Origin of the sequence: Asticcacaulis biprosthecium C19 (assembly GCF_000204015.1) — a bacterium.
Classification (GTDB): domain Bacteria; phylum Pseudomonadota; class Alphaproteobacteria; order Caulobacterales; family Caulobacteraceae; genus Asticcacaulis; species Asticcacaulis biprosthecius.
On the sequence record NZ_GL883078.1, the window covers coordinates 359,841 to 382,611 of the forward strand.

The 22,771-nt window shown below is 59.8% G+C and carries 13 protein-coding genes and 1 tRNA gene; 8 read left to right on the plus strand and 6 right to left on the minus strand.

What is annotated here, in order from left to right:
• Positions 1–4: 4 nt before the first annotated feature.
• Positions 5–3,061, minus strand: coding sequence for a BPTD_3080 family restriction endonuclease (locus tag ABI_RS12100; RefSeq protein WP_006273278.1), 3,057 nt, complete (start codon positions 3,059–3,061; stop codon positions 5–7).
• A gap of 1,380 nt (positions 3,062–4,441) precedes the next feature.
• Between ABI_RS12100 and ABI_RS12105 the strand changes: the two genes are divergently transcribed.
• A complete protein-coding gene (locus ABI_RS12105) occupies positions 4,442–5,296 on the plus strand; it encodes a bifunctional DNA primase/polymerase (protein WP_006273280.1) in 855 nt (284 codons plus the stop codon).
• Positions 5,297–5,488: 192 nt separating this feature from the next.
• Here ABI_RS12105 and ABI_RS12110 read toward each other — a convergent pair whose 3' ends face one another.
• The 3 genes from ABI_RS12110 to ABI_RS12120 form a co-directional block, all read right to left on the minus strand.
• Positions 5,489–5,839, minus strand: coding sequence for a helix-turn-helix domain-containing protein (locus tag ABI_RS12110; protein ID WP_040309205.1), 351 nt, complete (start codon positions 5,837–5,839; stop codon positions 5,489–5,491).
• Entirely contained in the window at positions 5,839–6,057 is a 219-nt protein-coding gene (locus ABI_RS12115; protein ID WP_006273282.1) for a hypothetical protein, read from the minus strand. Before ABI_RS12115 ends, ABI_RS12110 begins: the two co-directional genes overlap by 1 nt.
• Positions 6,058–6,834: 777 nt before the next feature.
• Positions 6,835–6,911 (minus strand) — tRNA-Arg (locus tag ABI_RS12120).
• 351 nt (positions 6,912–7,262) lie between these two features.
• Here ABI_RS12120 and ABI_RS12125 point away from each other — a divergent pair.
• The 4 genes from ABI_RS12125 (at position 7,263) to ABI_RS12140 (ending at position 13,978) form a co-directional block, all read left to right on the plus strand.
• On the plus strand, positions 7,263–10,181 hold the full coding sequence (locus ABI_RS12125; protein WP_245531344.1) for a helicase-related protein: 2,919 nt from the start codon (positions 7,263–7,265) through the stop codon (positions 10,179–10,181).
• A 52-nt stretch (positions 10,182–10,233) separates the two neighbouring features.
• Entirely contained in the window at positions 10,234–10,491 is a 258-nt protein-coding gene (locus tag ABI_RS12130) for a type II toxin-antitoxin system ParD family antitoxin (protein ID WP_006273284.1), read from the plus strand.
• Complete coding sequence (locus ABI_RS12135; protein ID WP_006273285.1) at positions 10,488–10,781, plus strand: type II toxin-antitoxin system RelE/ParE family toxin; 294 nt, start codon at positions 10,488–10,490, stop codon at positions 10,779–10,781. The genes ABI_RS12130 and ABI_RS12135 overlap by 4 nt, the downstream gene beginning before the upstream one ends.
• A 134-nt stretch (positions 10,782–10,915) precedes the next feature.
• Complete coding sequence (locus ABI_RS12140; RefSeq protein WP_006273286.1) at positions 10,916–13,978, plus strand: glycoside hydrolase family 2 protein; 3,063 nt, start codon at positions 10,916–10,918, stop codon at positions 13,976–13,978.
• Here ABI_RS12140 and ABI_RS12145 read toward each other — a convergent pair.
• Both ABI_RS12145 and ABI_RS12150 read right to left on the minus strand, forming a co-directional pair.
• Positions 13,965–15,053: a calcium:cation antiporter gene (locus ABI_RS12145; RefSeq protein ID WP_006273287.1), complete on the minus strand. Its 1,089-nt coding sequence runs from the start codon at positions 15,051–15,053 to the stop codon at positions 13,965–13,967. The two genes, ABI_RS12140 and ABI_RS12145, sit on opposite strands and share 14 nt — an antisense overlap.
• A 30-nt stretch (positions 15,054–15,083) precedes the next feature.
• Entirely contained in the window at positions 15,084–17,585 is a 2,502-nt protein-coding gene (locus ABI_RS12150) for a glycoside hydrolase family 9 protein (protein WP_006273288.1), read from the minus strand.
• 140 nt (positions 17,586–17,725) lie between these two features.
• Here ABI_RS12150 and ABI_RS12155 point away from each other — a divergent pair, with 140 nt between their 5' ends.
• The 3 genes from ABI_RS12155 to ABI_RS12165 all read left to right on the plus strand — a co-directional run bounded on the left by ABI_RS12155 (position 17,726) and on the right by ABI_RS12165 (position 22,690).
• Positions 17,726–18,085 (plus strand): cupin domain-containing protein, encoded by a 360-nt coding sequence (locus tag ABI_RS12155; RefSeq protein WP_006273289.1) that lies wholly within the window; start codon positions 17,726–17,728, stop codon positions 18,083–18,085.
• A gap of 103 nt (positions 18,086–18,188) precedes the next feature.
• Positions 18,189–19,409, plus strand: a complete 1,221-nt coding sequence (locus ABI_RS12160) for an ROK family transcriptional regulator (protein ID WP_006273290.1) — start codon at positions 18,189–18,191, stop codon at positions 19,407–19,409.
• A gap of 254 nt (positions 19,410–19,663) precedes the next feature.
• Positions 19,664–22,690 carry a TonB-dependent receptor gene (locus ABI_RS12165; RefSeq protein WP_006273291.1) on the plus strand — a complete coding sequence of 1,009 codons (3,027 nt, stop codon included), beginning with the start codon at positions 19,664–19,666 and terminating at the stop codon, positions 22,688–22,690.
• Positions 22,691–22,771 lie beyond the last annotated feature (81 nt).

Sequence of the window (22,771 nt, forward strand, 5' to 3'; positions counted from 1 at the left end):
GCTCCTACGCGTCCTGAGGCTGCGCACGAAGCGCGTTATCGACCAGGGTGTTGAAATGGGCTTCGATTTCGAAGACCGCAGTGAATTCGGCAAAGGCCCAGCGGCCGAACTTGCCCAGATTGTTCACACCCGGTACCCAGTAGGCCTTCATAGTATTGGCCTTTTCCTTGGCGTCTTCCTTGCGGAAGCCCTTGATTTCGACGATCAGGTTCAGCGGGTCCTCGCGCCCGTCGTCGATCTGGACGATGAAGTCAGGGACGTATTTGCGGGCGACCGACCCCATCAGATAGGGGACTTCCATTCCCAGGCCCTGGTTCTTGACATAGGCTCTGACCTTGGGGTGCGCTTCGGCGACGCGGCAGAATTCAGCCTCCCAGTCGGAGTCGCAGATGACCCAGTTGAGGTGGCTTTTGCGGGCGTCGGTCTGCCATTTCAGCGACTTGGACGAGGTGAAGTTGACATAGGCCGTCGAACCCGTCGGGTTATAGGCGTCCAGGATGGCCTTCAGCGGCATCTGCCCCTGAAGCGTTTGAGTGATGGCGTTCTTGATACGCTCGGCCGCCATGTCGGCGATTTCCTTGTACATCAGCTGGGCCGGATAGGTGCCGCCGGTGCAGCGCAGATAGCCACCGTCCAGCCATTGCCGGGCGATGCGTTTCAGCTGGCCGAACAGATACATTTTCGGCTCTTCACCCGGATCGCGGTATTTGTGCATCAACAGGTGTTGCGTCAGGTGATAGACGAGGGTCGATGGCCGCATCTCGCCCAGGTGGGCGACGTTCAGGGTGACTCCGGCGCCGATGATGCCCTGGTTGTTGGTCACCGTCGGACCGACCCAGTCGGGTGTCAGTTCCAGCACCGAGTCTTCGGTGAACTCGGCGTCGAGGCGTTCTTCCGGCAGTTCAACGCGGTAGCCTTCAACGCGGGGGAAGACGATTTCCAGGGCATCGCGCTCGGGCTTTACGGCGTGGACGCGGATGGTTTCGCGCGGTTTGGCCGGTGGTGAAATGACCGGCTTGGCGGCGAAGTCGAAGGGAATGCCCAAGACGTCGGCGTATTCGACGTTGAACTTGCCATCTTCGTTCAGGTCGTAGGATTGTCGGCGCAGGCCGCGGCCAACCACCTGTTCGCACAGAAGCTGCGTACCGAAGGCGCGCACACCCAGAATATGGGTGACGGTATTGGCGTCCCAGCCTTCGGTCAGCATCGACACCGAGACGACGCAACGGATCTGCTCGCCCAGGCGGCCCTTCTTGCCGACCGTGTTCATCACCTCTCGCAGCAGATCATGATCGGTGATGTTTTCGCCGTCCAGGATGTTGCCGCTGCGCTGGATCTTTTCCTTGCGGAACTGTTCGATCTCCGCTTCGGCCATGGCCCGAAAATCCTTGTCCAAGGCTTCGCCGGACTCCAATTGCGCGCTGTCGATCAGGATGGTGTTGGGCCGGGCCAGGCGGTTGCCATAGTCGTCGTAGTTGTTGAACAGCGGCAGGCGGCCGTTTTCCAAGGTCACCGTGCCGTCGTCGTTGGTGCGGTCGAACCCCGAGACGTATTTGTAGATCAGCTCCGAGGTCGAGGTGTTGTTGCACACGACGATGAACACGGGCGGGATGCCGATGCCTTCGGCCTGCCACAGGTCAAATGTCTGTCGGTAATGGCCATAGAGGGCGTCCAGAGCCGAAAGCAGGATCGGCGGCAAGGCCAGGGGATCGAGGTCCTTACCGGCCGAGCGGCCCTTCTTGGGCAGACCTTTCGGGCTCTTCTTGATCTCTTCCCACAGATTGCGGAACTTGGGCGTATCGCCGCCCGGCACATTGTCCGCCACGGGTACGCGGGGCAGTTTCACGATGCCGCATTCGATGGCGTCCATCAGTGAGAAGTCGCTCATGGTCCAGGGGAACAGAGTCCCTTCGATATAACCGGAGCCCTTCAGGAAGAATGGGGTCGCCGACAGGTCATAGACCATGGATAGGCCGATCTTGCGCCGGACGGCTTCGAGGCCCGAAATCCACATCCGGGCGGCTTCGTTGTTCTCCTTGGCCTCGTCCTTTTCCTCGCCCTTGAGATCGTCTTCGGTTTCGCCGACAGCATCCTTCACGCGTTCGCGGTAGCAGTGGTGGGCTTCGTCGTTGAGGACGATAATGTTCTTCATACCCATCAGCGGCTTCATGACCCGCTGCAGCATCTGGCCTTCTGTCTCTTGGGTCTGGAGCTTGTTGCCTTGCCACCCTTCGATTGCCTGGCGGGTGCCCTTGGCGATGTCAATCCGCTCACGCGGTTTGAAGGCGTGGTAGTTGGTGATGATGATGACCGCGCTGTCGATCATGGCCAGCATGTCGGTCGGGACGATCTGGCGGTTGCGATAGTAGCTGTCGGGGTCGTTGGGCAGAAGGACGCGCAGACGATCGCGGATGGTGATGCCCGGCGCCACAAGCAGGAAGCCGCGCGAGAAACCCTTATTGGGGTAGCGGACGGCATTGACGGTCTGCCAGGCGATCAGCATCGCCATCACCGTCGTCTTGCCGGCGCCCGTGGCCAGTTTCAGGGCCGTGCGCAGCAGCAGGGGGTTGGCCTGCGCATTTGCGCCTTCGAGATGGTCACGAAACTTGCGGTAGCGCGGTGATTTCGGTGCGACCTCGGCCAGCCAGATGGCGGTCTCAACCGCTTCGACTTGACAGAAGAAAGGCCGCACGCCTTCGAATTTGTAGGTGCGCCAATGGGTGAGGAGGCGTGCCGTTTCGGGTGTGACCTGCCATTGGTCGGGGTTGGGCAGCCTGCGCCAGGCATCAACATACTGCCGGATCTCATTGATGATCGGCGTCGGATTGTATTCCTGCACTTCCGACGAAATGCCGTCTTCCTGGCCGAGACCGAGATGGAGTTGGTCCTTTGGGCTGCGGCGCTTCTTGGGCTTAGGGACCGGGGTAATTAGGTCGGAGTGACGGCGCAGATCAACAATGCGGTTGGTCGGCTGACCATCGGGGTCAAGTTCCCAGTGGCGACCGGGATAGTCGTAGGGTGAATTCAGGATTGGACTTTCGAAGAAATTTTCTTGAGACATCCGCTCTCCTCATCCGCCCAGCGTGGCCCTGGCGATGGTTTCGGCTTTACCGCCACATGACCATCTACTGCTCTCGCCAGACTGGACCTGCCAAGCGTAATGGCTGTCGTCCCAGGCGAGTCACGCTGCCACCTCTTATGGAGGAGCAGTCGGATTTCACAAGGCAAAATTTGAGCGGCCAAGCTGCCACATTCAGGTCGCTCGCATCAGGTCGAGGTCGAGCCGCAGCAGGAAAGCACGCCCTGCGAAGCCGTAGCTCTTGCAGCAATCGATTTCAGCAAGGGTAATTGGGGTGCAGCTTTGGCGTATAGCGGCCCCCCTGCAAATGGTTGGGGTATTGGAGCTGTCGCGAATAATACCGACGGGTTAATTTGAACGCGACCCTCGCATCAGTCCTCAGGTTAAGAGTGGCCGCAAATCGCCACAGGAGGCCCGCACACGGCCATGAGGCGCTTTTGGCCACCACATCGCCAACTGCGCACGGAGCGGCCTCAGCGAGTCTCCAGGCGCCCCTGGTGGCCATGCTGCGGGCAGGCCCGGCCGTGTAGGCATTCACAGCTTTCGCCAGCTGACCGGCAAACTGTCGGCTAAGGCAACCAACACCAAAGTGCGAGACGGCGTTCCCCATCGCTTCGTGTGAGGGACTGGTTGGCCTTTCTATTAAAATATTAAATCCAGTAGATCTAAATTTTCTTGAATAAGAATATATATATAGCTGTAATTACATTTCTAAAATACTCGTATTATATTGATTTTATTTGCATTTATTTTCGCACACCGGTCGATTTTGGCACTTCCGGTCCCGGCGATTTGCCTAGCGAGTGCCGGCGGCACGTCAACAAGCGGCAACGGCGAGATCGGTTGGCAAAATCCCACGGCCTTGGAGTATGCCTTTGGCCACAATTACGCCCCAATTTGGAAAGGAGAGCGCTGCTCGAACCCGTTTTATCCTTGGACAATAGCTGCCTTTTGCCGGAGGCTGTTCAACACCTACTGTCGTAGACCACGATGAGAATGTACTGCCACTGGCCTTGATCGGGCGGACGGCACTTACGAGCAACTATAAATTGAGTCGCTATACACCGTGGTTTTCGAGATTTTCGATACACATGGGGTTGCATGCGGGCCGCATCACCAACGCCTGGGGCAACCCTGCCTGTCAAATAACGCAGTTGGCATTCCCTGCTGCGACCATAGGCAACTGGCATACCGGTCAGCAAATTCGGCCGGCATGAAGTGAAATTACCCGACCTCAGCTGGCATGTATCAAAACAGCCCCGCAACCATGTGACGATGTACACTGGACAACGTTACTTTGTAGATTGCCTCCAAATCTCTGCACATCTAGCGCTTTGCTGAACGTTTCGTGGAGCAAAAAACATGTTCGCGCAGGTCGCAGGACACTATTGGGCAGCCGGGCTTCCGGTCGTACCCGCATTAATCAACACCAAGAAGATCGTCCGCATGAGCGTAAGCTGTACGAGCGCCATGCCGCCAACCGATTTGCAGCAAGACTGGTTAGAACGGCATGCTGGCGATAATATCGCCTTGGCCCTTGGGCCGTGCGCGGGCATCGAGGTGTTGAACATCAACACGCACGATGTCAGCATTTTATCCATCTTAAACAAGGTGCTGCCCAAGTCGCCCTGGAAGTGCTTTGGACGTCGCGGCTTTAACATCGCGTTCAAGTTCGCCGGGCACCGGCCCGGGCAGCTGCTAGATCGCGACCGACAGACGGTCGTCGAGGTTCAATCGTCTGGTCGTTTCCTGCTTCTTCCGCCGTCCGTACATCCAGACGGCGGGATCTACACATCTCGCCATAATTTATACGACTCGACGAAGACGCTTAAGCCCATGCCGAAAAACGTCCTAGACAAGCTGGAAACGGCATTTCAAGGCGCTGGGCTCGATATTGCTCAGCGTCGGCCTGCCAAAAAGGCTATGAATGGCGACTATCTTGCGGCCCAACTCAAAACGTTCGCCGCCGCCCGTGCAACAGATTTTTGCAATGGTCGCTCGTCACTCGCAGACGCCTTGCGTCTGACGTGCGAATGGTGGCTCCATCATACCGCAGAGGACGATTTCCATATTGTGTCGAAGCCGGACATTGAACCGGCGTATGTATTCTATGAGGAGCTTCGCCACCGGGAGTACAGGTGGGAGCTGAAACAAAAAGCAGGGCTGAACACGAAATCCATGCGGTATTACGACAATTACCGACTTGATGAGCGGTAACGTAGCGGCCACGGATCAGAGATGATCCGTGGCCGCTACTTGGAGATGTTCGTGGTTATCCCGAAGCGAGACCGCTTACCTGCATTGCCCCTCAGGTTGAGCCTCAGGCTTGGCGCAAGCGGGAAGAAGGCCATGGCACTGTTGGCATCGTCTGGCTGCCCCCAGGTCCTTAGCCTCGGAAGCGGTATCTGGTTAGCACTTGAAGTCCTCGTCACCACCGGGATGCTTGTGTTTGAGCAAACTATCGCGGTAAGCGCGATTTGCGCGGAGCCAAATCCGCTTGTTAGCGCAGATCCTTTCGTCGAAATTGTACTTCGGTTGATGCGGAAGGTAGCTCATGAACCTGTCACGGCCAAGGCCATGATTATTCGGATCCAGCCAGCCCCAGATCCAGCCTTTGTCGAAGATCCATTCTCCCTGACTCTTGCTGGCATAAGGGATGAGGCCCTGACGCGCCCAGCGGCGTATCTGGTTCGGTGTCGCGTTAAGCTTCTTCGCCATATCCGCTACAGTATAAATGAACGGAGGGTATTTAATCTCCATCACTCACCCGCCATACGAAGCACGTTGACGACGGCCGCCGGTGGCTGAAGGCCAGCCGACAGCAAAAGATCGTGGGCCTCGCGAAGCGCGACGAGCTCCTCGGCCCAGAGTTCAAGCAGCTCGACGCGGGAGCCGTTGATTTCAAGCGCTGTGGCCAGCCCATTGGCCAGTTGGATGATGAGATTGATTTCGCGATTTGAGTTCGTAGATAAAGTCATTAGATTTGCTTTCGCTCCATTTTAAAAGAACGACGTTTTTCTTGTCCGGATCCTCGCACATTCGAATTGCGCGAGATTTTCGGAGTTAATACGTCGTCGTTTCCAAGGTACGCGATAGGCACGAGCGATTATGGGGTCGATGCCAGAGGGGTATACGATTTTTTTTCAACTAAATCAATGACATAGCGACAAGTATGCCACATTCAGGTCCCGGAAGTTTTTGGGTTTTGAGCACTGGTAGACTACCATCACTCGCTCACTTGACCGACGATCCATTACGGCCGTGCCGTGCGCCTGACATCCCGGTCGGCAGTTTATTCACATACCGGCGTTGAAATCTTACAAAGTCCACTGGACAACGTTACTACGGGCCTTCAACAGCTACCAAGTCCAATTTATATGAAACTCGTGAAGTTCACTGAATTAATACGAGGAGTAAATTTATATGCTGGAGAGTCCTTACCTTAATGTTCGGGACGCAGCCTCGTTCCTGAGCGTGGTTTCTAAGTCGACGTTGGACCACCTTCGTGTCAAAGGTGGGGGCCGAGGTTTATCAAGCTGGGCCGCAACGTTGCCTACGACAGGGCTGACTTGGTTGCCTGGGCCGAAGAGCAAAAGCGGACCAGTACCTCAGACACCGGAACAAACTGAAAAACGGCCGCTATCTTGGGATAGTGGCCGTTTCCAATTGGCGATGCATATGCCAATCCCGTGTAGGCCCGGTGTAGGCCCAAGTAAAAACTTTGATTTGCTATTCACCGCAAACCCTTATAAACTTGGCGACCCCTGCAGGACTCGAACCTGCGACCTCTGCTTTAGGAAAGCCTTGCTCTATCCGGCTGAGCTAAGGGGCCTCAACGGCGTACTTACACATTAAGGGCAGGCAAGAGAAGCAAGCCAGCAATAATTTTTGTGGGTGTTTACGCGCTGCATGGAAGTTAGCCCTCCGCCAAATCGGGAGTCTTCATCAGACTTCGCTTGCCTCGCCGAGGCGACTCAGGTGAGCCTTAGGCGGAAGCCTATGGTTAACTCCCCCGCTCCCCACCACATCTGGTAGGGACGAAAACCGGAACGAATCACTTTCGCCGATTCGTGCACGGTTTGTTTTCGTCCCGTTCAGCCCTTCGGTAACCTCTCGTTTACCGCCGCCCTCTCCCTGCAAATTGGCTTTGCAATTTCGTCCGCGCCCGCTTATGACCTCAGGCGTGTCAGACCATTCCCCCACCCGCCCCCTGATCAACGCCGTCAGCGACGCCAAGCTCGCCGCTGTCTTAGGCCCCACCAACACGGGCAAGACCCACTACGCCATCGAGCGCATGTGCGGCTATGCCACCGGCATGATGGGATTGCCGCTGCGCCTGCTGGCGCGCGAAATCTACGATCGCGTCGTCGCGCTGAAAGGTGTCAATGCCGTCGCGCTGGTCACCGGCGAAGAAAAGATCATCCCGCGCCTGCCGTCCTATTTCATCTGCACGGTCGAGGCCATGCCGCTGGAACGCCAGGTCGACTTCCTGGCCGTCGACGAAATCCAGTTGTGTGGCGATACCGAACGCGGCCACGTCTTTACCGACCGCCTGCTGCATGCGCGCGGGCGTTTCGAGACCCTGTTTCTGGGCGCCAATACCTTCGCGCCGCTATTCCACCGCCTGTTCCCCGCCGCCGAGATCATCCGGCGCGAGCGGCTGTCATCTCTGACCTATGCCGGTTCGAAAAAACTGACACGGTTGCCCAAGCGCACGGCCATTGTCGCCTTCTCGACCGAGAAGGTCTATGCCATTGCCGAACTGATCCGGCGCCAGCGCGGCGGCGCGGCCGTCGTCATGGGCAGCCTGTCGCCCAAGACCCGTAACGCCCAGGTCGAGCTGTTCCAGAAGGGCGAGGTCGATTTTCTGGTCGCTACCGACGCCATCGGCATGGGGCTGAACATGGACATCGCCCATGTCGCCTTTTCCGGCCTGTCGAAGTTCGACGGCAAGAATGTCCGCCACCTGACCGCCCAGGAAATCGGCCAGATCGCCGGCCGCGCCGGGCGTCACATGAACGACGGCACCTTTGGCGTCACGGGCGAGTGCCATGAATTGGACGACGACCTGGTCGAGCAGGTCCAGAACCACGCCTTCGCCCCACTGGAAGCGGCCCAATGGCGTAACCACAAACTCGACTTCTCGACCCTGGACACCTTGCTAAAGTCGCTGACCCAGCCGTCGCACACCATCGGGCTCCACCTGGCCAAGGAAGCGCTGGACGAGCGCGCCCTGCGCCTGCTCAGTGCCGACGAAGAGGTGGCTGCCAAGCTGCGCAATCCCGTCACCCTGCGCACCCTGTGGGATGTCTGCCAACTGCCGGACTTCCGCAAGATCGGCCTGGACGAGCATCTGAAACTGGTGTCCCACCTTTTCTGGTCGCGCCTGTCGCCGGACGGCTTCGTCGCCGATGAGTGGTTCGAGACCCAGGTCCGCGACCTGGACCATATGGACGGCGATATCGACACCCTGTCGTCGCGCCTGTCGGGCGTGCGGACGCTCAGCTACATCTCCAACCGCGGCAATTGGCTTAAGCGCAACGAGCACTGGCGCGAGGCGACCCGCGACCTGGAAGAACGTCTGTCGGACCGGCTTCACGAAGCCCTGATGCAGCGATTTATCGATGCCCGCACCTCGGCCTTGCTGAAGGCTTTGGATGCCGACGAAGTCGCCCGTCCCGAAGTCACCCCCGAAGGCCAGGTCATCATCGAAGGCCACACCGTCGGCGAACTGAAGGGCCTGACCTTCAAGTTGAGCAACAGCGACAGCCTTATCGGCGACAAGACCCTGCGCCAGGCGGCCAACCGCGCCGTCCTGCCGGTGCTCCACGATCGTTTGCGCGCCCTGGCCCAGACGCCGTCGAAGTCGCTGAATCTTCGCGGCCATACGGTCGAATGGAACAAGGAGCCCGTCGCGCGCGTCGAGCCGTCCGACTGGTTTGCACCCAAGCTGAAACTGCTGTCCGAGGTCGATCATCCGGCTTTGAGCGAACGGGCTTTAAAGCGCGTGGCCGACTTTGTCCGCATCTTCAACCAGCATCAGCTCAAGGGGCTGTATCGGGTGAAACAGGCGGCTGATGCCGAAGCCACCCCGCCCCAGGTCCGCGCCATAGCGTTCCAGCTTTATGAAAACGGCGGCCTGGTCCGCCGCGATGAAACCGTCAAGCTGACGCCCGAAGACAAGGCGGCGCTGAAGGCTCTGGGCGTCGCCGGGCACCGCTATGCCTGGTTCCTGCCCGAGGCGCTGAACCCCAAGCTGCGCCAGCATATGCGCGCCTTCGGTGCCGGTGAGGGCCAGCGCGCCCAGACGCTGCGTGGCCAACTGATCATTGGCGAACATGGTCCGGTTCCGATCAAGTCGCTGTCCCAGATCGACAAGATCGTCAACAACGCCATCTTCCAGAAGGGCGCGCTGTATATGCGCGAGGCCGACTTCGCCACACTGGGCCTGAACGAGGAACAACGTGACAAGCTGATGCTGGCTTTGGGATTTGTGAAGGTGCCACCGCAGACCTTCCCGGTTGTAGCGCCCAAGCCGAAGCCGGAATCTGTGGTGGACGTCGCGCCGGCGGAAGAGGTTGCTGCCGAAGAGGTATCCGAGGTTGTCGCCGAGGACGGCGCTTCCGAACAGGTCCCGTTGGTGGTCGAAGACGTGGTTGTCGAAGACATTCCCGTCGAGATCATTGCAGAGCCGGTGGAAACCGCTGCCGAACAACCGGCAGAGACCGTCGAAGCCTTGGCCGTCGAAGGGACTGTTGCGTCGGAACCGGCTACGGAAGAGCGTTTGGGCTGGCGGCAGAAGTCGCTGGAGCCGCGTGCCCCGCGGCCGAAGCGCGATAAGCCCCAAGGCAACAAGGAAAAGTTCGACCGCGAACGTTTCCGACCACAGCGGGCGGAAGGTGCCGAGGGCGAACCCGCCCGCGACCGCAACCGGCCTGCGAAGGGTGACAAGGGCAAGCGTCCGTCAAAAGACTTTAAAGGCGACTTCAAGGGTGGCGACAAGTCCCGCGGTGACAATCGTGGCCCGAAGCCGGATCCGAAGCCCTATATCAACCCCTATTCGCCGTTCGCCATTCTGCGCGAAAAGCTGGGGCAGAACTAGGCTTTTGACAAGGTTTGCCAAAAAGTTTACCCTGCGAGTCAGGAGATAAGCCATGGCGACAATGAACATTTCCCTGCCCGACCAGATGAAGGATTGGGTTGAAAGCCGAAGCGGAGATGGTCGCTATGCCAACAGCAGCGACTATGTCCGCGACCTGATCCGCCGCGACCAGGAACGCGCCGAAAAGATTGCTGCCATGCAGGTCAAGATCACCGAAGGCATTAATAGCGGCATCAGTCCACACAGCTTTGATGAGATCATGGCAATCGCCCGGCGCCGCGCGGATGAGTTGGGTCTGACCAAACCATGAGCTACCGCTTTACGGAGGAAGCCGAAAGCGATCTTATAAACATATACCTGACAGGCTCGGAACGGTTTGGCCGGCGACAGGCCGAAGCCTATCTCGATGGTTTGCACATGACCGTCGGCTTCCTGGGGCAAAACCCTCGCGCCGCACGGCAACGCGTGGAACTGCAACCTCCCTTACATGTTCATCCCTACAGGTCACATCTGATCTTCTATCAGATCGAAGAAGAAGGCATCGTGGTTGTTCGCGTCAGACATGGTCACGAGAACTGGCAAGGCGAATATACAAACTGACGGAATTCTGGGCCATCGCCGCCGCTTGAATTCCTGCGCCTTAATGATATTACAATTGAGCGACTGATCGTCGGCGGGAGCGCGTTCAACCTCTGCCGGCGTTGTGGCGTCAACGATAAATCTGCAGGGTTTCCATGGATCTCAATCGCTGTTTCCGCGCGCTGGCGGCCGCTTGTCTGCTTGTTTTCGTACCCGCTGCCATCCAGGCGGCGCCGCAGACCGAGCGGGTTTATCTGTCCGGTAAGGGGCCAAAGGACGCCGTGGCCTGGGAGTTTTCCGTCACCGAAGGGCGCCGAGCCGGCGAGAAGACCACCATCCCGGTGCCATCCGTGTGGGAGCAGCACGGTTTTGGGACCTACAATTACGGCAATGAAGGCGAAGCCCGTGAGCATGGCCATTACAAACGCCGCTTTACCGCGCCGGCCGAGTGGAAGGGCAAGCGGGTCCGCCTCGTCTTCGAAGGCGTGATGACTGACGCCACCGTGCGCATCAACGGCGTGTCTGCCGGGCCGGTGCACCAGGGCGCTTTTTACCGTTTTTCCTACGATGTCACACCACACCTGAAGCTGGGCGAAGACAATCTGATAGAAGTCGATGTTGCCAAGGAATCGTCAAATACCGCGACCAACAAGGCGGAGCGTCACGCCGACTACTGGGTGTTTGGCGGCATCTTCCGGCCGGTCTGGCTGGAGGTGTCGCCGGTCGAAGCCATTCGCCACGTCGCGCTGGACGGTCGCGCCGATGGCAGCCTGAGCGCCGATATTCAGTTCGACGGCGCCCGCGAAGCGACGCGGGTTGAGGGGCAGGTCCTGACCAAGGACGGAAAGGCGGTCGGCGCACCAGTGTCGCTGCAACTGCCCGCCGGTGGATCAGGGCGCGTGCAATGGTCGACGCAGATCGAAGCGCCGCGCCTGTGGACGGCAGAGACACCCAACCTTTATGACCTGCGGTTGACCCTCTACAAGGGCGATGAAACGCTTCACACCACGACCCAGCGCTTCGGCTTCCGCACGTTTGAGGTTCGAGCCGGCGAAAGCCTGTTTCTCAACGGCCAACGCATCCTGCTGAAAGGCGTCAATCGTCACAGCTTCCGGCCACAGACGGCCCGCGCTCTGAACCCGGAAGACAGCTATGACGATGTCCGCCTGGTCAAGTCGATGAACATGAACGCCATCCGCATGTCGCATTATCCGCCCGATCCGGCGCTGCTGGAAGCGGCTGACGAACTGGGGTTGTATGTTCTCAACGAACTCAGCGGCTGGCAGGCGGCGCACGATACGGTCAATGGGCGGCTTCTGGTGCGCGAGATGGTCGAACGCGACGTCAACCACCCCAGCATTCTCTTCTGGGATAACGGCAATGAAGGCGGATGGAACCGTGATCTCGACGGCGAATTTGCGTTGTATGACCCCCAAAAGCGCCGGGTGCTGCATCCGTGGGAACTGCACGACGATATCGACACCAAGCACTACTCCAACTGGGATGACCTGACCAAACGGCTGGCATCGACCAACCTCCTGATGCCGACAGAGGTGTTGCACGCCCTGTATGATGGCGGCGCAGGCGCCGGTCTGGACGACTACTGGACCGCCATTTCGACCTCGCCGCGCGGCGCCGGGATGTTCCATTGGGTGTTCGCCGACGAAGGCATAGCCCGCAGCGATCGCGGCGGTGCCATCGACAATTTCAGCACCTTCGCCCCCGACGGCCTGGTCGGCCCCAACCATGAAAAGGAAGGCAGCTACCACACCATCCGCAGCCTGTGGTCGCCCATCCAGATCATGACACCGCCGATGTACGACGGCACCTTGGCGGTGACCAACCATTACGATTTCACAGCGCTATCGCAGGTACGTTTCGAATGGCAAACCGTTCGCTTCCCCGGTCCCGCCGACAAAGGGACCGCGCCGAACGTCATCGCCCACGGCGCCGTCAACGGACCCGATATCGCGGCGCACCCAACAAGCGCGGTGCATCTGGACCTGCCCGGCAACTGGCGTTCTGCCGACGCCGTCATGGTGACCGCCATCGGACCGGACAATCAGCCGGTGTGGACCTGGAGCTGGCCGGTGGCCACACCTGCCCTGCCCGCCGTGACCGCGGGTGGCACACCCACCGTAACCGCCAGCACCGACGATATTCGCCTGGCGGTCGGCGCGGTCAGCGCCAGCTTCGATCCCACGACCGGCCTGCTGCGTCAGGTATCGCGCGACGGTAAGATCCTGGCACTCAGCAACGGCCCGCGCCTGGTCTTCGCCCGGCCGCGCACGGCGGAACCAACCTGGCTCGACCTGGAACCCCGCGCCTTGGCGCACGCCCTGGCGGCGCCGCAGATGGCCGACATTATCGAGGTCGACCCGGCTCTGGACAAGAATGACAGCTATGCCGGTTTCAAGCTGGAAATCACAGCGGATGGCCAGTCGTGGAAAACCCTCTACGACAGCACGCGTCGTGCTTATGATGGCAACCGCTACAGCTTCGCCCCTCAAATGGTGTCCGCGATCCGCTTCTCGCCGCCAACGAGCGATTCCGGCCGGACGGTACCGATCAAGACGGTTCGTCTTGGTTTCGAAGCCGACCGCTTCCCTGCCCCCGCCGGCCCAGCCGTCATCACCACCGGCACCGCCAACGGCGAAGCCTGGCTCGAGGCGCGCGGCGGCGGTTTGGATACCCTGCGCTGGACGCTGCGCGGCGACGGCTCGTTGAAGCTCGATTACACCTACACCCTGAACGGCGCCTTCCTCTATCACGGCGTCACCTTCGATCACCCGGAAGACCGCATCGCCTCGGTGCGCAGCCTGGGCCGCGGCCCCTATCGCGTCTGGCAAAACCGCCTGCGCGGACCGGAGCTGGGCGTACGCGAAGCCGCCCGCAGCGTCGATAAGCCCGGCGCTGCCGTCTATCCGGAGTTCCAGGGCTATTTCGCCGGCCTGCGCTGGGCGCGGTTCAAAACGGATGCCGGGGCGTGGACGGTGAACAGCGCTTCGGACGATGTCTACCTTCGCATCGGCACGCCGCAACTGGGCCATATCAACACCTCACCGGACTTCCCGGCCGGTGATATTTCCTTCATGGCGGCCATCCCGGCCATGGGGTCGAAGTTCGTCACGCCGGAAAACACCGGACCGGCCAGCCAGCCAGCCCAGGCGTCAGGGACCTACAGCGGTTCGCTGGTCTTCACCTTCACAGGCCCATAAAGGCCAGCATCAGGAAGGCACAGAACAGCACGAAGTGCGTCGTGCCTTCGATAGCGTTGGTCTGACCGTCATTGAGGTTGATTGCGGCCACCAGCAAGGTCAGAGCGGTCATTATGCTCTGGGTCGGGGTCAAGGCCATGATGATCTTCTCGCCCTGGATCAGCGCCAGAAGTTCGATGACCGGTACTGTCAGCACCACAGTCGACAGCGACGCCCCAAGGGCGATATTGATCACCGGCTGCATGCGGTTGGCAAGGGCGGCACGCAGGGCTGTCAGGATCTCCGGACTGGCCGAGATAGTCGCCACCACCAGGGCCGAGAAGATCGGAGGCACACCGGTGCCTTCCATTCCAACCTCCAGGGTCTTTGACATGACCTCTGCCAGCAGGCCGATCAGCACGATCCCGGTGATCAGGATAGCCACCGAGTGCCACGTCTTGCTGCCGCCATGGTCGTCTTGGTGGTCGGCCTCGCCGCCTTTGGCTTCGTAAGCGTAGCTGAAGAAGTAGCTGTGTTTGGTCGTCTGCAGGCGCAGGAACATACCGTACAGGAAGACCATGATGGCGATCGAAAAGACCGAATAGGCCTGCCAGTGCGGACTGGGAATGAATTCGGGCACCAGCATAGAGACGCCCATGCCCGTCATGATCATCACAATATAGGTCTTGCCCGAGGCGTCGTTATAGGGCTGCTCGCCGTGCTTCAGCCCTCCGAGAATGGCGGCGACACCGATAATGCCGTTGATGTCCAGCATGACCGCCGAATAGATGGTGTCGCGCGCCAGGGTCGGCGATGGCGCGCCGTTCAGCATGATGGCCAGGATGACCACCTCGACCAGTACGGCCGAGAGGGTCAGGATCATGGTGCCGTAGGGCTCGCCGACCTTTTCGGCCAGGATTTCGGCATGGTGGGCGACCCGCAGCGACGCCATGATGATGACGCCGATCAGCGCGATGCCGGCGACCAGCGACGCGCCTTGGCCGGCGTGGAGGATGCTGTGCTCGGACAGCATGGCAAGGACGGCCACGATGGCGGCAATGACCAGGAACAGTTCTTTACGGAGGAGGCTGAGCATGGCCCCTCCTCCTCCGTCACGTGCAAGAAATCAAGGTCTCTTTTGCGCCGCGGCCAGGGCCAGGAACATATAGTTGGTCTCCCCACCGCCCATGACATATTCGCCCTGCTGCCAGAAATAGGGCCAGATCTTGAGCTCGGGCAGGTCCGGCCGGATCAGCGCGGTGCCGGAAATCACCCCGCCCGGGATGTAGCTCCAGTCGGCCCGGTTGGTGCCGTAGGCTGTGGTGGCGGAATTCGCCCCAACACCCGAAGCGAACGACCAGGTATTGCTGCCGGGGTGTACGCCCAGAACAAAGTTCAGGGCCTCATGCTGGAGCTTGACCGGGGTATGTTCCGGCCAGGCCTTGCGGAAGAAATACTGGTCGACACCGAACTCCTGGATCTGCCAGCCAGCGCCCCAGATGTTGGGCTTGTACGGCACACCATAGGGCGTTTCGGTGGCCTCCTGCGCCAGTTTTTCCTGGTGCGCCTTGACGGCGACGGCGACGTCCTTTTTGAACACCTTGTCCTTGATCAGCGGCATGACCGAAGCCAGGACCGGGCCGGCCTGGTCAATATGGGCGACGATCTCGGGCTTCAGCGCAATGAGCTTTTTCACCAGCGCCGGATCACCCGTGGTCTGGGCCAGTTCTGACAGCACGAACACCCTGGCTTTCAGGCTGGTCGCCCGGTCGAAAGCCTTGGTATACAGGTCCTGGGCCGCTTTCAGCGAGTCCGCCGCCAGTTGCGGGTTGTAGTCCTTCATCACCCGTGACGCGGCTGCCAATTGCGCCGCCGTCTCGAGCTCGCGGTTGGGATTGTCTTCAGTGAACACCCAGCGATCGTCCTGCAAAGACGAATGGGTGCCGGTCTTTTCGCCGGGTTTCAGGTTCGGGTCATAGCGCAGGTTGTCGGTCTGTGTGGTGACGTCGCCCAGCAGGGTATACTGGTCCAGCCAGGGCTCAATGATGCCGCGGTAGGTCCGGCCCATGGCGTTGTAGCCGCCGACCACCGACAACAGACCGTGCTCGATCTGCTGCAGCATGTCGTTCTTGCCGTCGGGCTTGTGGATCTCAGTGACCCTTGTGACCTGGTCGATGGTCGTGGCGTCATAGTTCACGCCGAACTCCTCGACCATCTTCGACAGCAGCCACACCGTGCCCATCTGGCTTTCCACGCGCAGGTCATAGTCACCGGCGTCGTGCCAGCCGCCTCGGTCCATGCCGGGCACGTCATCACCGGGCTGGTACGTGGTCAGGGTCGAGCCGGCTTGGAGATAGCCGTCGAAATGGTTGAGATTGACCGGCGCCATGCGGACATCATCCAGGTGGTCGATGCCGTGCCAGGTGCGGTATTTTTCCTTGACCAGCATGTGACACATCTGGGCCGGCAGGAAATATTCCAGCGTCGGCTGCCAGACATGGCGGTCAAAGACGTCGTCGCCGATCTTGAAGGCATGGCTGACCTGGCCGCGATACTCGACCTGGTACATGCCGGCTTCAGTGATATCGCTCAGATCGGCCTTGAGATAGTGGTAACGCAGGAAGTTGCCCCATGTCTTCGGGGTCACGCGGCGAACTTCCTGGCGGCCGTTTGCGGTCATCTTGTAGACCACCAACGGATCGGCCGTGGTATCGCGCGGATCCTGCTCGATGACGATCTCCTTGGTCTGGCCGGGACGGTAGCCAACCTGAGAGATCTGGATCACCGGCGCGTAGCGCCAGCCGGGTTCGGTGTGCGGCGTGATCACCCAGGAAATGGCGTCCTTCGTAGCGCCGGGCCGGGTCAGCTCCCGGACAATGTACCAGCCGTTGTTGAAGTTGCCACGGCCGTCGAGCAGTTTGAGTTGGCCGGTGCGGCTTTCAATCTTCATGCGTTGCAGGGGGTTGTCCGGGGCGACAACCAGGGTTTTGCCGCGCGCCATGTCGGCGGTGACCAGAGTGCCCCCACCTTCCCCCATCACGTCCTCTTCCATGGGACCATTGGCCTGGCGCGGGAAGATGCCACTTTGGCTTTCTCCAGTATCTTTGGCCATGAGCCAGGATTTACCGAACAACTCGCCGGGAAAAAGCTCGAAATTGAAACCGACCTTGCCTTCCCAGTCCTTCGGCAGGGGCTGGTCGAGATCGACCGAGACCTGGAAGGCATTGCCCTCCAGCGGCGTCACGCGGACGCCATAGCTGAACTTCAGGTCGGGATATTCGATGGGGTTGAAACCCTTGCGGTCCTTCGACTCGTCGGGATAGCGCAGGCGCTGGGTGACGGTGTTGGTGGCCGCATCGATCGCCAGCGTGCCTTCGCCGGTTGGCATGGGCGACCACTGACCCGGCGACGGCTCCAGGCGCAGATCGCCATTGGCGGCAATGCGCGTACCGTGCTGGATCACCGTCACGCCGGTCTGGTGGCCGTCGGGATAGATGTCGGCAAAGACGGTGACATTCAGCCCCGGGGCTTCGTAATAGCCCTTTTCATTGAGTTTAAGATTGGGTTCGGCGAATGCAGCTCCGGCCAAAATCCAACCGGCCGCCGCCATCATCAGGACGCGTTTCATGATATCTTCTCCCATTCGGACCTATTATCAGGCCTCGTTGTAATCCATTACAATCAACCTAGCTTCCCCGGCCCCGGCGCACAAGCGGGCATTTGCACCCGCTGATGCGCATGTTACCGTGCACGGAAAGGAGATTCTCCATGGCCCATTTCGTCCGTTTCGATCGCGAAGATCTGCCCCCGCCGGAAATGAGCGCACCCTCGCCGGAAAAGGTTCTGGCCGGCGATCCGCGCTTTACCCTGTGGACGCTGGACGCCGATATGGATGAAACGCGCTTTGCTGGCTACTGGGCGTCGACGCCGGGGACATGGCGTGTGTCTTATGACGAATGGGAATACTGCACCCTGGTCGAAGGCCACGCCATCGTGAAGGAGGATGGCAAGGAAGCTGTTCATCTGCATCCGGGCGATCATTTCATCTTCCGGCCCGGCTATACCGGCCAGTGGCAGGTGGTCGAGCCGGTGCTGAAAACGTTCGTGGTCATCATGTCCGCGAGATGAGTGTTCATCCACTATATCTGTTTGAAAATCGTCCGTGCGCTGTTAAGGCTGGAAATCAGGACTAAACAAAAACAAATTTCGTGTTGGGCGACAAAAAGCGAAGATGGTTACGCACGCCAACAAGCGCGCATCGGCAGCACGCGAACTTTCCGGAACAAATCTGTCGCGCGCGGGGGACTATAATCAGCGCGTCGTCCTTCAGGCGATACGTGCCGCCGGCACGGCGACACGCGGCGAAGTCGCCGCCGTCACCGGTCTCACTCAGCAGTCCATCATAAATATCAGCCGTCGCCTCATCGCCGACGGCCTGGTGGTTGAGGCCGGCCGCATAGCCAGTACGCGAGGGCAGCCGGCTACCCGGCTCACCATCAACGCCGATGGCGCCTATGCCATAGGGCTGAATATCGACCGCGATCACATGACCTTCGTGATCATGGACCTGGGCGGGCGTGTCCGCGAACGCATCTATCTCGACAGGCACTTCGCCCTGCCATCGGATGTGCTCGACTTCCTCAAAACCAATCTCGACCTGATCTTCGCTGATCGCCGCTTTGCGCGCCGCCGCCTGCTGGGCGTCGGCCTCGCCATTCCCGACCGGCTGGGAGAGGTTGAGGTCACCGGGCGCCCTGCTGCCTACGACCAATGGTCAACCGTGGATATTGCCCGCCTGGTGGCAACGCAATTGCAAGTCCCGGTGTTTGCCGAAAACGACGCCACCTCGGCCGCCATCGGAGAATCGCAATTCGGCCTGGGGCACAGCCATAAGACCTTCGTCTATACCCTGATCAGCGCGGGTCTCGGCTGCGGGCTGATCATAAACGGCCAGCCCTATACCGGCAGCGTGACCCGTGCCGGTGAAATCGGCAATATTCCGATTGCGTCGCCCGATGGCAGCAAGAGCACCCTGTGGGATGCCGTCTCGCTCTATGCCCTGTACGGTGAACTGGCCGCGCACGGCTTTACGGTGTCGCATCCGGACGAGTTGAACGCCGACGATGACGCCATGACCCCAGCCATCGATGCCTGGGTCGATAAGGCCGCCCGCTATATGGCTGGGCCCTTCCTGGCCATTACCTATCTGCTTAGCCCCGACATGCATTTTATCGGCGGGCAATTACCGGTCTTTATCGCCGAAAAACTGTGTGCGCGGCTCAACGCCATGTTCCAGACCGATCGCAACCGTTTTGCCATGGCGTGGTTTCGTACCGCCTCGACATCGGTAGACGCCGCCGCCATGGGTGCGGCCTCCCTCGTCTTCCAGAATCGGCTCCTGCCGACGCCTGACGCTCTGAAGAACCAGAGCAGCCTGGGCCAGTTAGGCTGAGGCGGCAAAGCCCGTGCTGGGCGATGCTACTGACCGCGCCGTCTCACGTTACCGGTATCAAAATGCCGACGTGACTTTTATGCAACGACACTTGACAGCGCTATCATCTCAATAAATATATGTTTTTATTGCATAATTAATTGCCAAAGACCATTAAAACAATTTGATAATTTTATTTGATAAAAATCTGGTGCGGGCTTATCCCTGTGTGGAACTGCGGACCATTCCGCGGGGTTACGATACAGGGAACAACCATGAAACGTCATTTCAAGCGCCAAACGGCGCTGCTTACGGCTGTGTCCGCCTTGGCCATACTATCGGCCGGTGCCACCCGGGCCCAGGATGCAACCGCTGCGGCTCCACCGGCAGACGACTCCGTCGTCGTCGTTCGCGGGGTGCGCGGATCGCAGGAAGCCGCCATTTCCATCAAGCGTAAGTCGGCGGAAATCGTCGATTCGATCGTGGCAACCGACATCGGCAAACTGCCCGATGTTACCATCACCGACTCGTTGCAACGCGTCACCGGCATCCAGATTTCGCGTTCGGCCGGCGAAGGCGCCGGCGTGTCGGTTCGCGGCGCGCCGCAGGTCCTGGCCACGTTGAACGGCGAGCGCTTCATCACGGCCGAAAACCTTCTGTCGTCGAGCGTCAGCTTCAATGACGTCCCGTCCAGCATGGTGACCGGGGTCAATGTTTACAAATCTCAGCACGCCGGCCTGACCGACGGCGGCCTTGGCGGTCTGATCGACCTGCGTACCACCCGAGCGCTGAAGCTGAAGAACGGCCTCACCGGCGGGGTCTCAGCCCAGGCCAGCTACGGCAGCTTCCTCGATGGCGCCGATACCCGCGTCGATGCGACGGTCGGCTACAACTGGGACAAGCGCTTCGCCATGTCGCTGGGTGTGTCCCTAAACGACAGCACCTCGGCCGGCTCGCAGCAATTCGTCGACCCTGATCTGGTCGATGAATATTCGACCTGGATTGCCAATCCGACCCAAAACCTGAATGGCGACTCCGACAAAACCGACGATTACATTGCGCCGATCGGCTGGAACACCAATGTCAATTCGCGTCAATATGACCGTAAACGTATCGGGGTCGTCTATAATTTCAACGCCAATCTGGCTGACGGTTTTGAACTGATCGCTGACGTTGTCTACAACAAGGCCGAAGAGGCTCAGCACGGCCAGCAACTGTTCGTTAACGGCAACTTCGGCGGTCGGGGATCCCTTCCGGCCTGGGCGGCGGCCAATCCTGGCAAGGCGGCGATCACTGGCTTCGGCGTCGCTTCGGATCAGACCAATCGCGGTTTCTACATCACAGGCCTGCACGGCCTGACCAACGGCCTGCGCGCGGGTGTTCAGTCGACCTATCGTGACACGGACGCCCTCAACACCAACCTGGAACTGCGTTACGATCAGGGTGGCGCCTTTACCGGCAGCGTGCGTTGGGTTCATGCCGACGCAAACCGCAGCCTGAAGAACCTGACGGTCGCCAACCAGACCGATACGCGCATGCTGGTGCGTTCGCTGGGCGGGACGGCGGAAAACATCAATCCCGGCTCGATCCCCACAACGCTCTCTTATGCCTATGACATGCGTCTTGACGACAGCCAGATGTACTTCAACATCGGCTCGGTCCTGGCGGGACTGGCGTCAAATCCGGCAGCCTGGTACCAGCATTCGAGCTGGCTGGAGCGCAATGAAACCGAACTGACGATGGATGTCCTGCGCGCTGACGGCAAGCTCGACTTTGTCGACAACGGCTTCTCGTTTGAATTCGGCGCCCGCTATTCCAAGCGCGACATGAGCGAAAGCCGGGACGACTACTTCTCGCCGTCCGGCATTCCCGGCCTGCTGAACAAGTATGGCGAAGCCGGCTACGCCCTTGGGCAGGCCAGTACACCCAGGGGCACGGCGTTCGGCCTCACCTACGACCCGCTGCCGGTCTACGGTCTCGATAGCTCGACCCTTTCGCCCTACGTCTCCAAGATCGATTACTTCGGCGAAGTGGGCGGTCTGAACGTGACTCTGCCGCTCGTCGATACGCGCGCCATCGGCACCAATCCGGAAGCCTGGCGCGATCTGCTGTACGGCAAGGGCAAGTATATCAACGCCCCGGATCGCACCTACCAGATCAGCGAACAGCAGACCTCCGCCTATTTCAAGATGAACTTCGAGGCGCCGCTGTCCGACCTCGTGACCTTCTCGGGTAATCTCGGCGTGCGCGTGGTCAATACCAAGCTGGAAGTGACCCAGAACGTCACCAATCCGTTGCAACTGCGTCAGGACATCCTGGCCGGCGTCGACCCCAACCACACCGCCTATGTTGACCTGGGTGACAAGGTCACCGAAACCGACCGCACGGTTGCACTGCCAAGCGTGAACCTGAACTTCGACATCGGCAGCGACTGGCGCGTCAAGGCGGCCTATACCGAAACCCAGGCACTGCAAGACCTGCCGAACCTGGGCCAGGGCGAAATCACCTACTACAATGGTGAAGACACAAGCGCCGGTGAAACCTTCCAGCGCGTGTCGTCGGTCAACAAGACCGGCAACCCGAAACTGGACCCATGGTTTGCCCGTTCGGCCAGCCTGGCGGTAGAATGGTATCCGACACGCGACACCCTGGTCAGCTTCGGCGTCTTCAACAACCAGATCGAGTCCTACACCTACAATGCGGTCGGAACCGATCCGACCGTCAAGGACGCGGACGGTGTGGTGCGTCGTGGTGCCACGACCAACACCATTTCGCAGGGTGAAGGCGCCAGCTATCATGGCTTCGAGTTTGGCTATCAGCAGTCGTTCAAGTTCCTGCCCGGCTTCTGGAGCAATACCGGCGCGACCTTTAACTACACCTTCTCGCCCAGCCAGGGCGGGATCGACCCCGGCACGGGTGCGACGCTTTACCTGAACGATGGCTCCAAATCACCGTTCAACAATACGGCTGAGAACCAGTTCAACGCTGTCGTCTGGTACCAGGACGACAAGTTCCAGGCCCGGGTCGCTGTCAACTACCTTGACAAGACCTATCAGGGCTCGATGGCGCACTGGTCGTTCGCGCCCAAGACAACGGGTATCGGCCTCGGCACCTACTACGCCCCGCAGACCTATATCGACGCGTCGGCGTCCTACGATATCAACGACAGCTTCCAGGTCTATATCCAGGGCTCCAACCTGACCGAAGAGGCCCCTGTCCGCTATGCCGGCTGGGAAGACTTCAATGTCGAGTACAATCAGTTCGAACGTGTCGTCACCGTCGGTGTCCGCGCCAAGTTCTGATGATATAAATATCTTCAATATCCCTAGTTGAAGATCCTCGAGGGGGACGGTCCGAGCCGTCTCCCTCATTTTTCTGATATC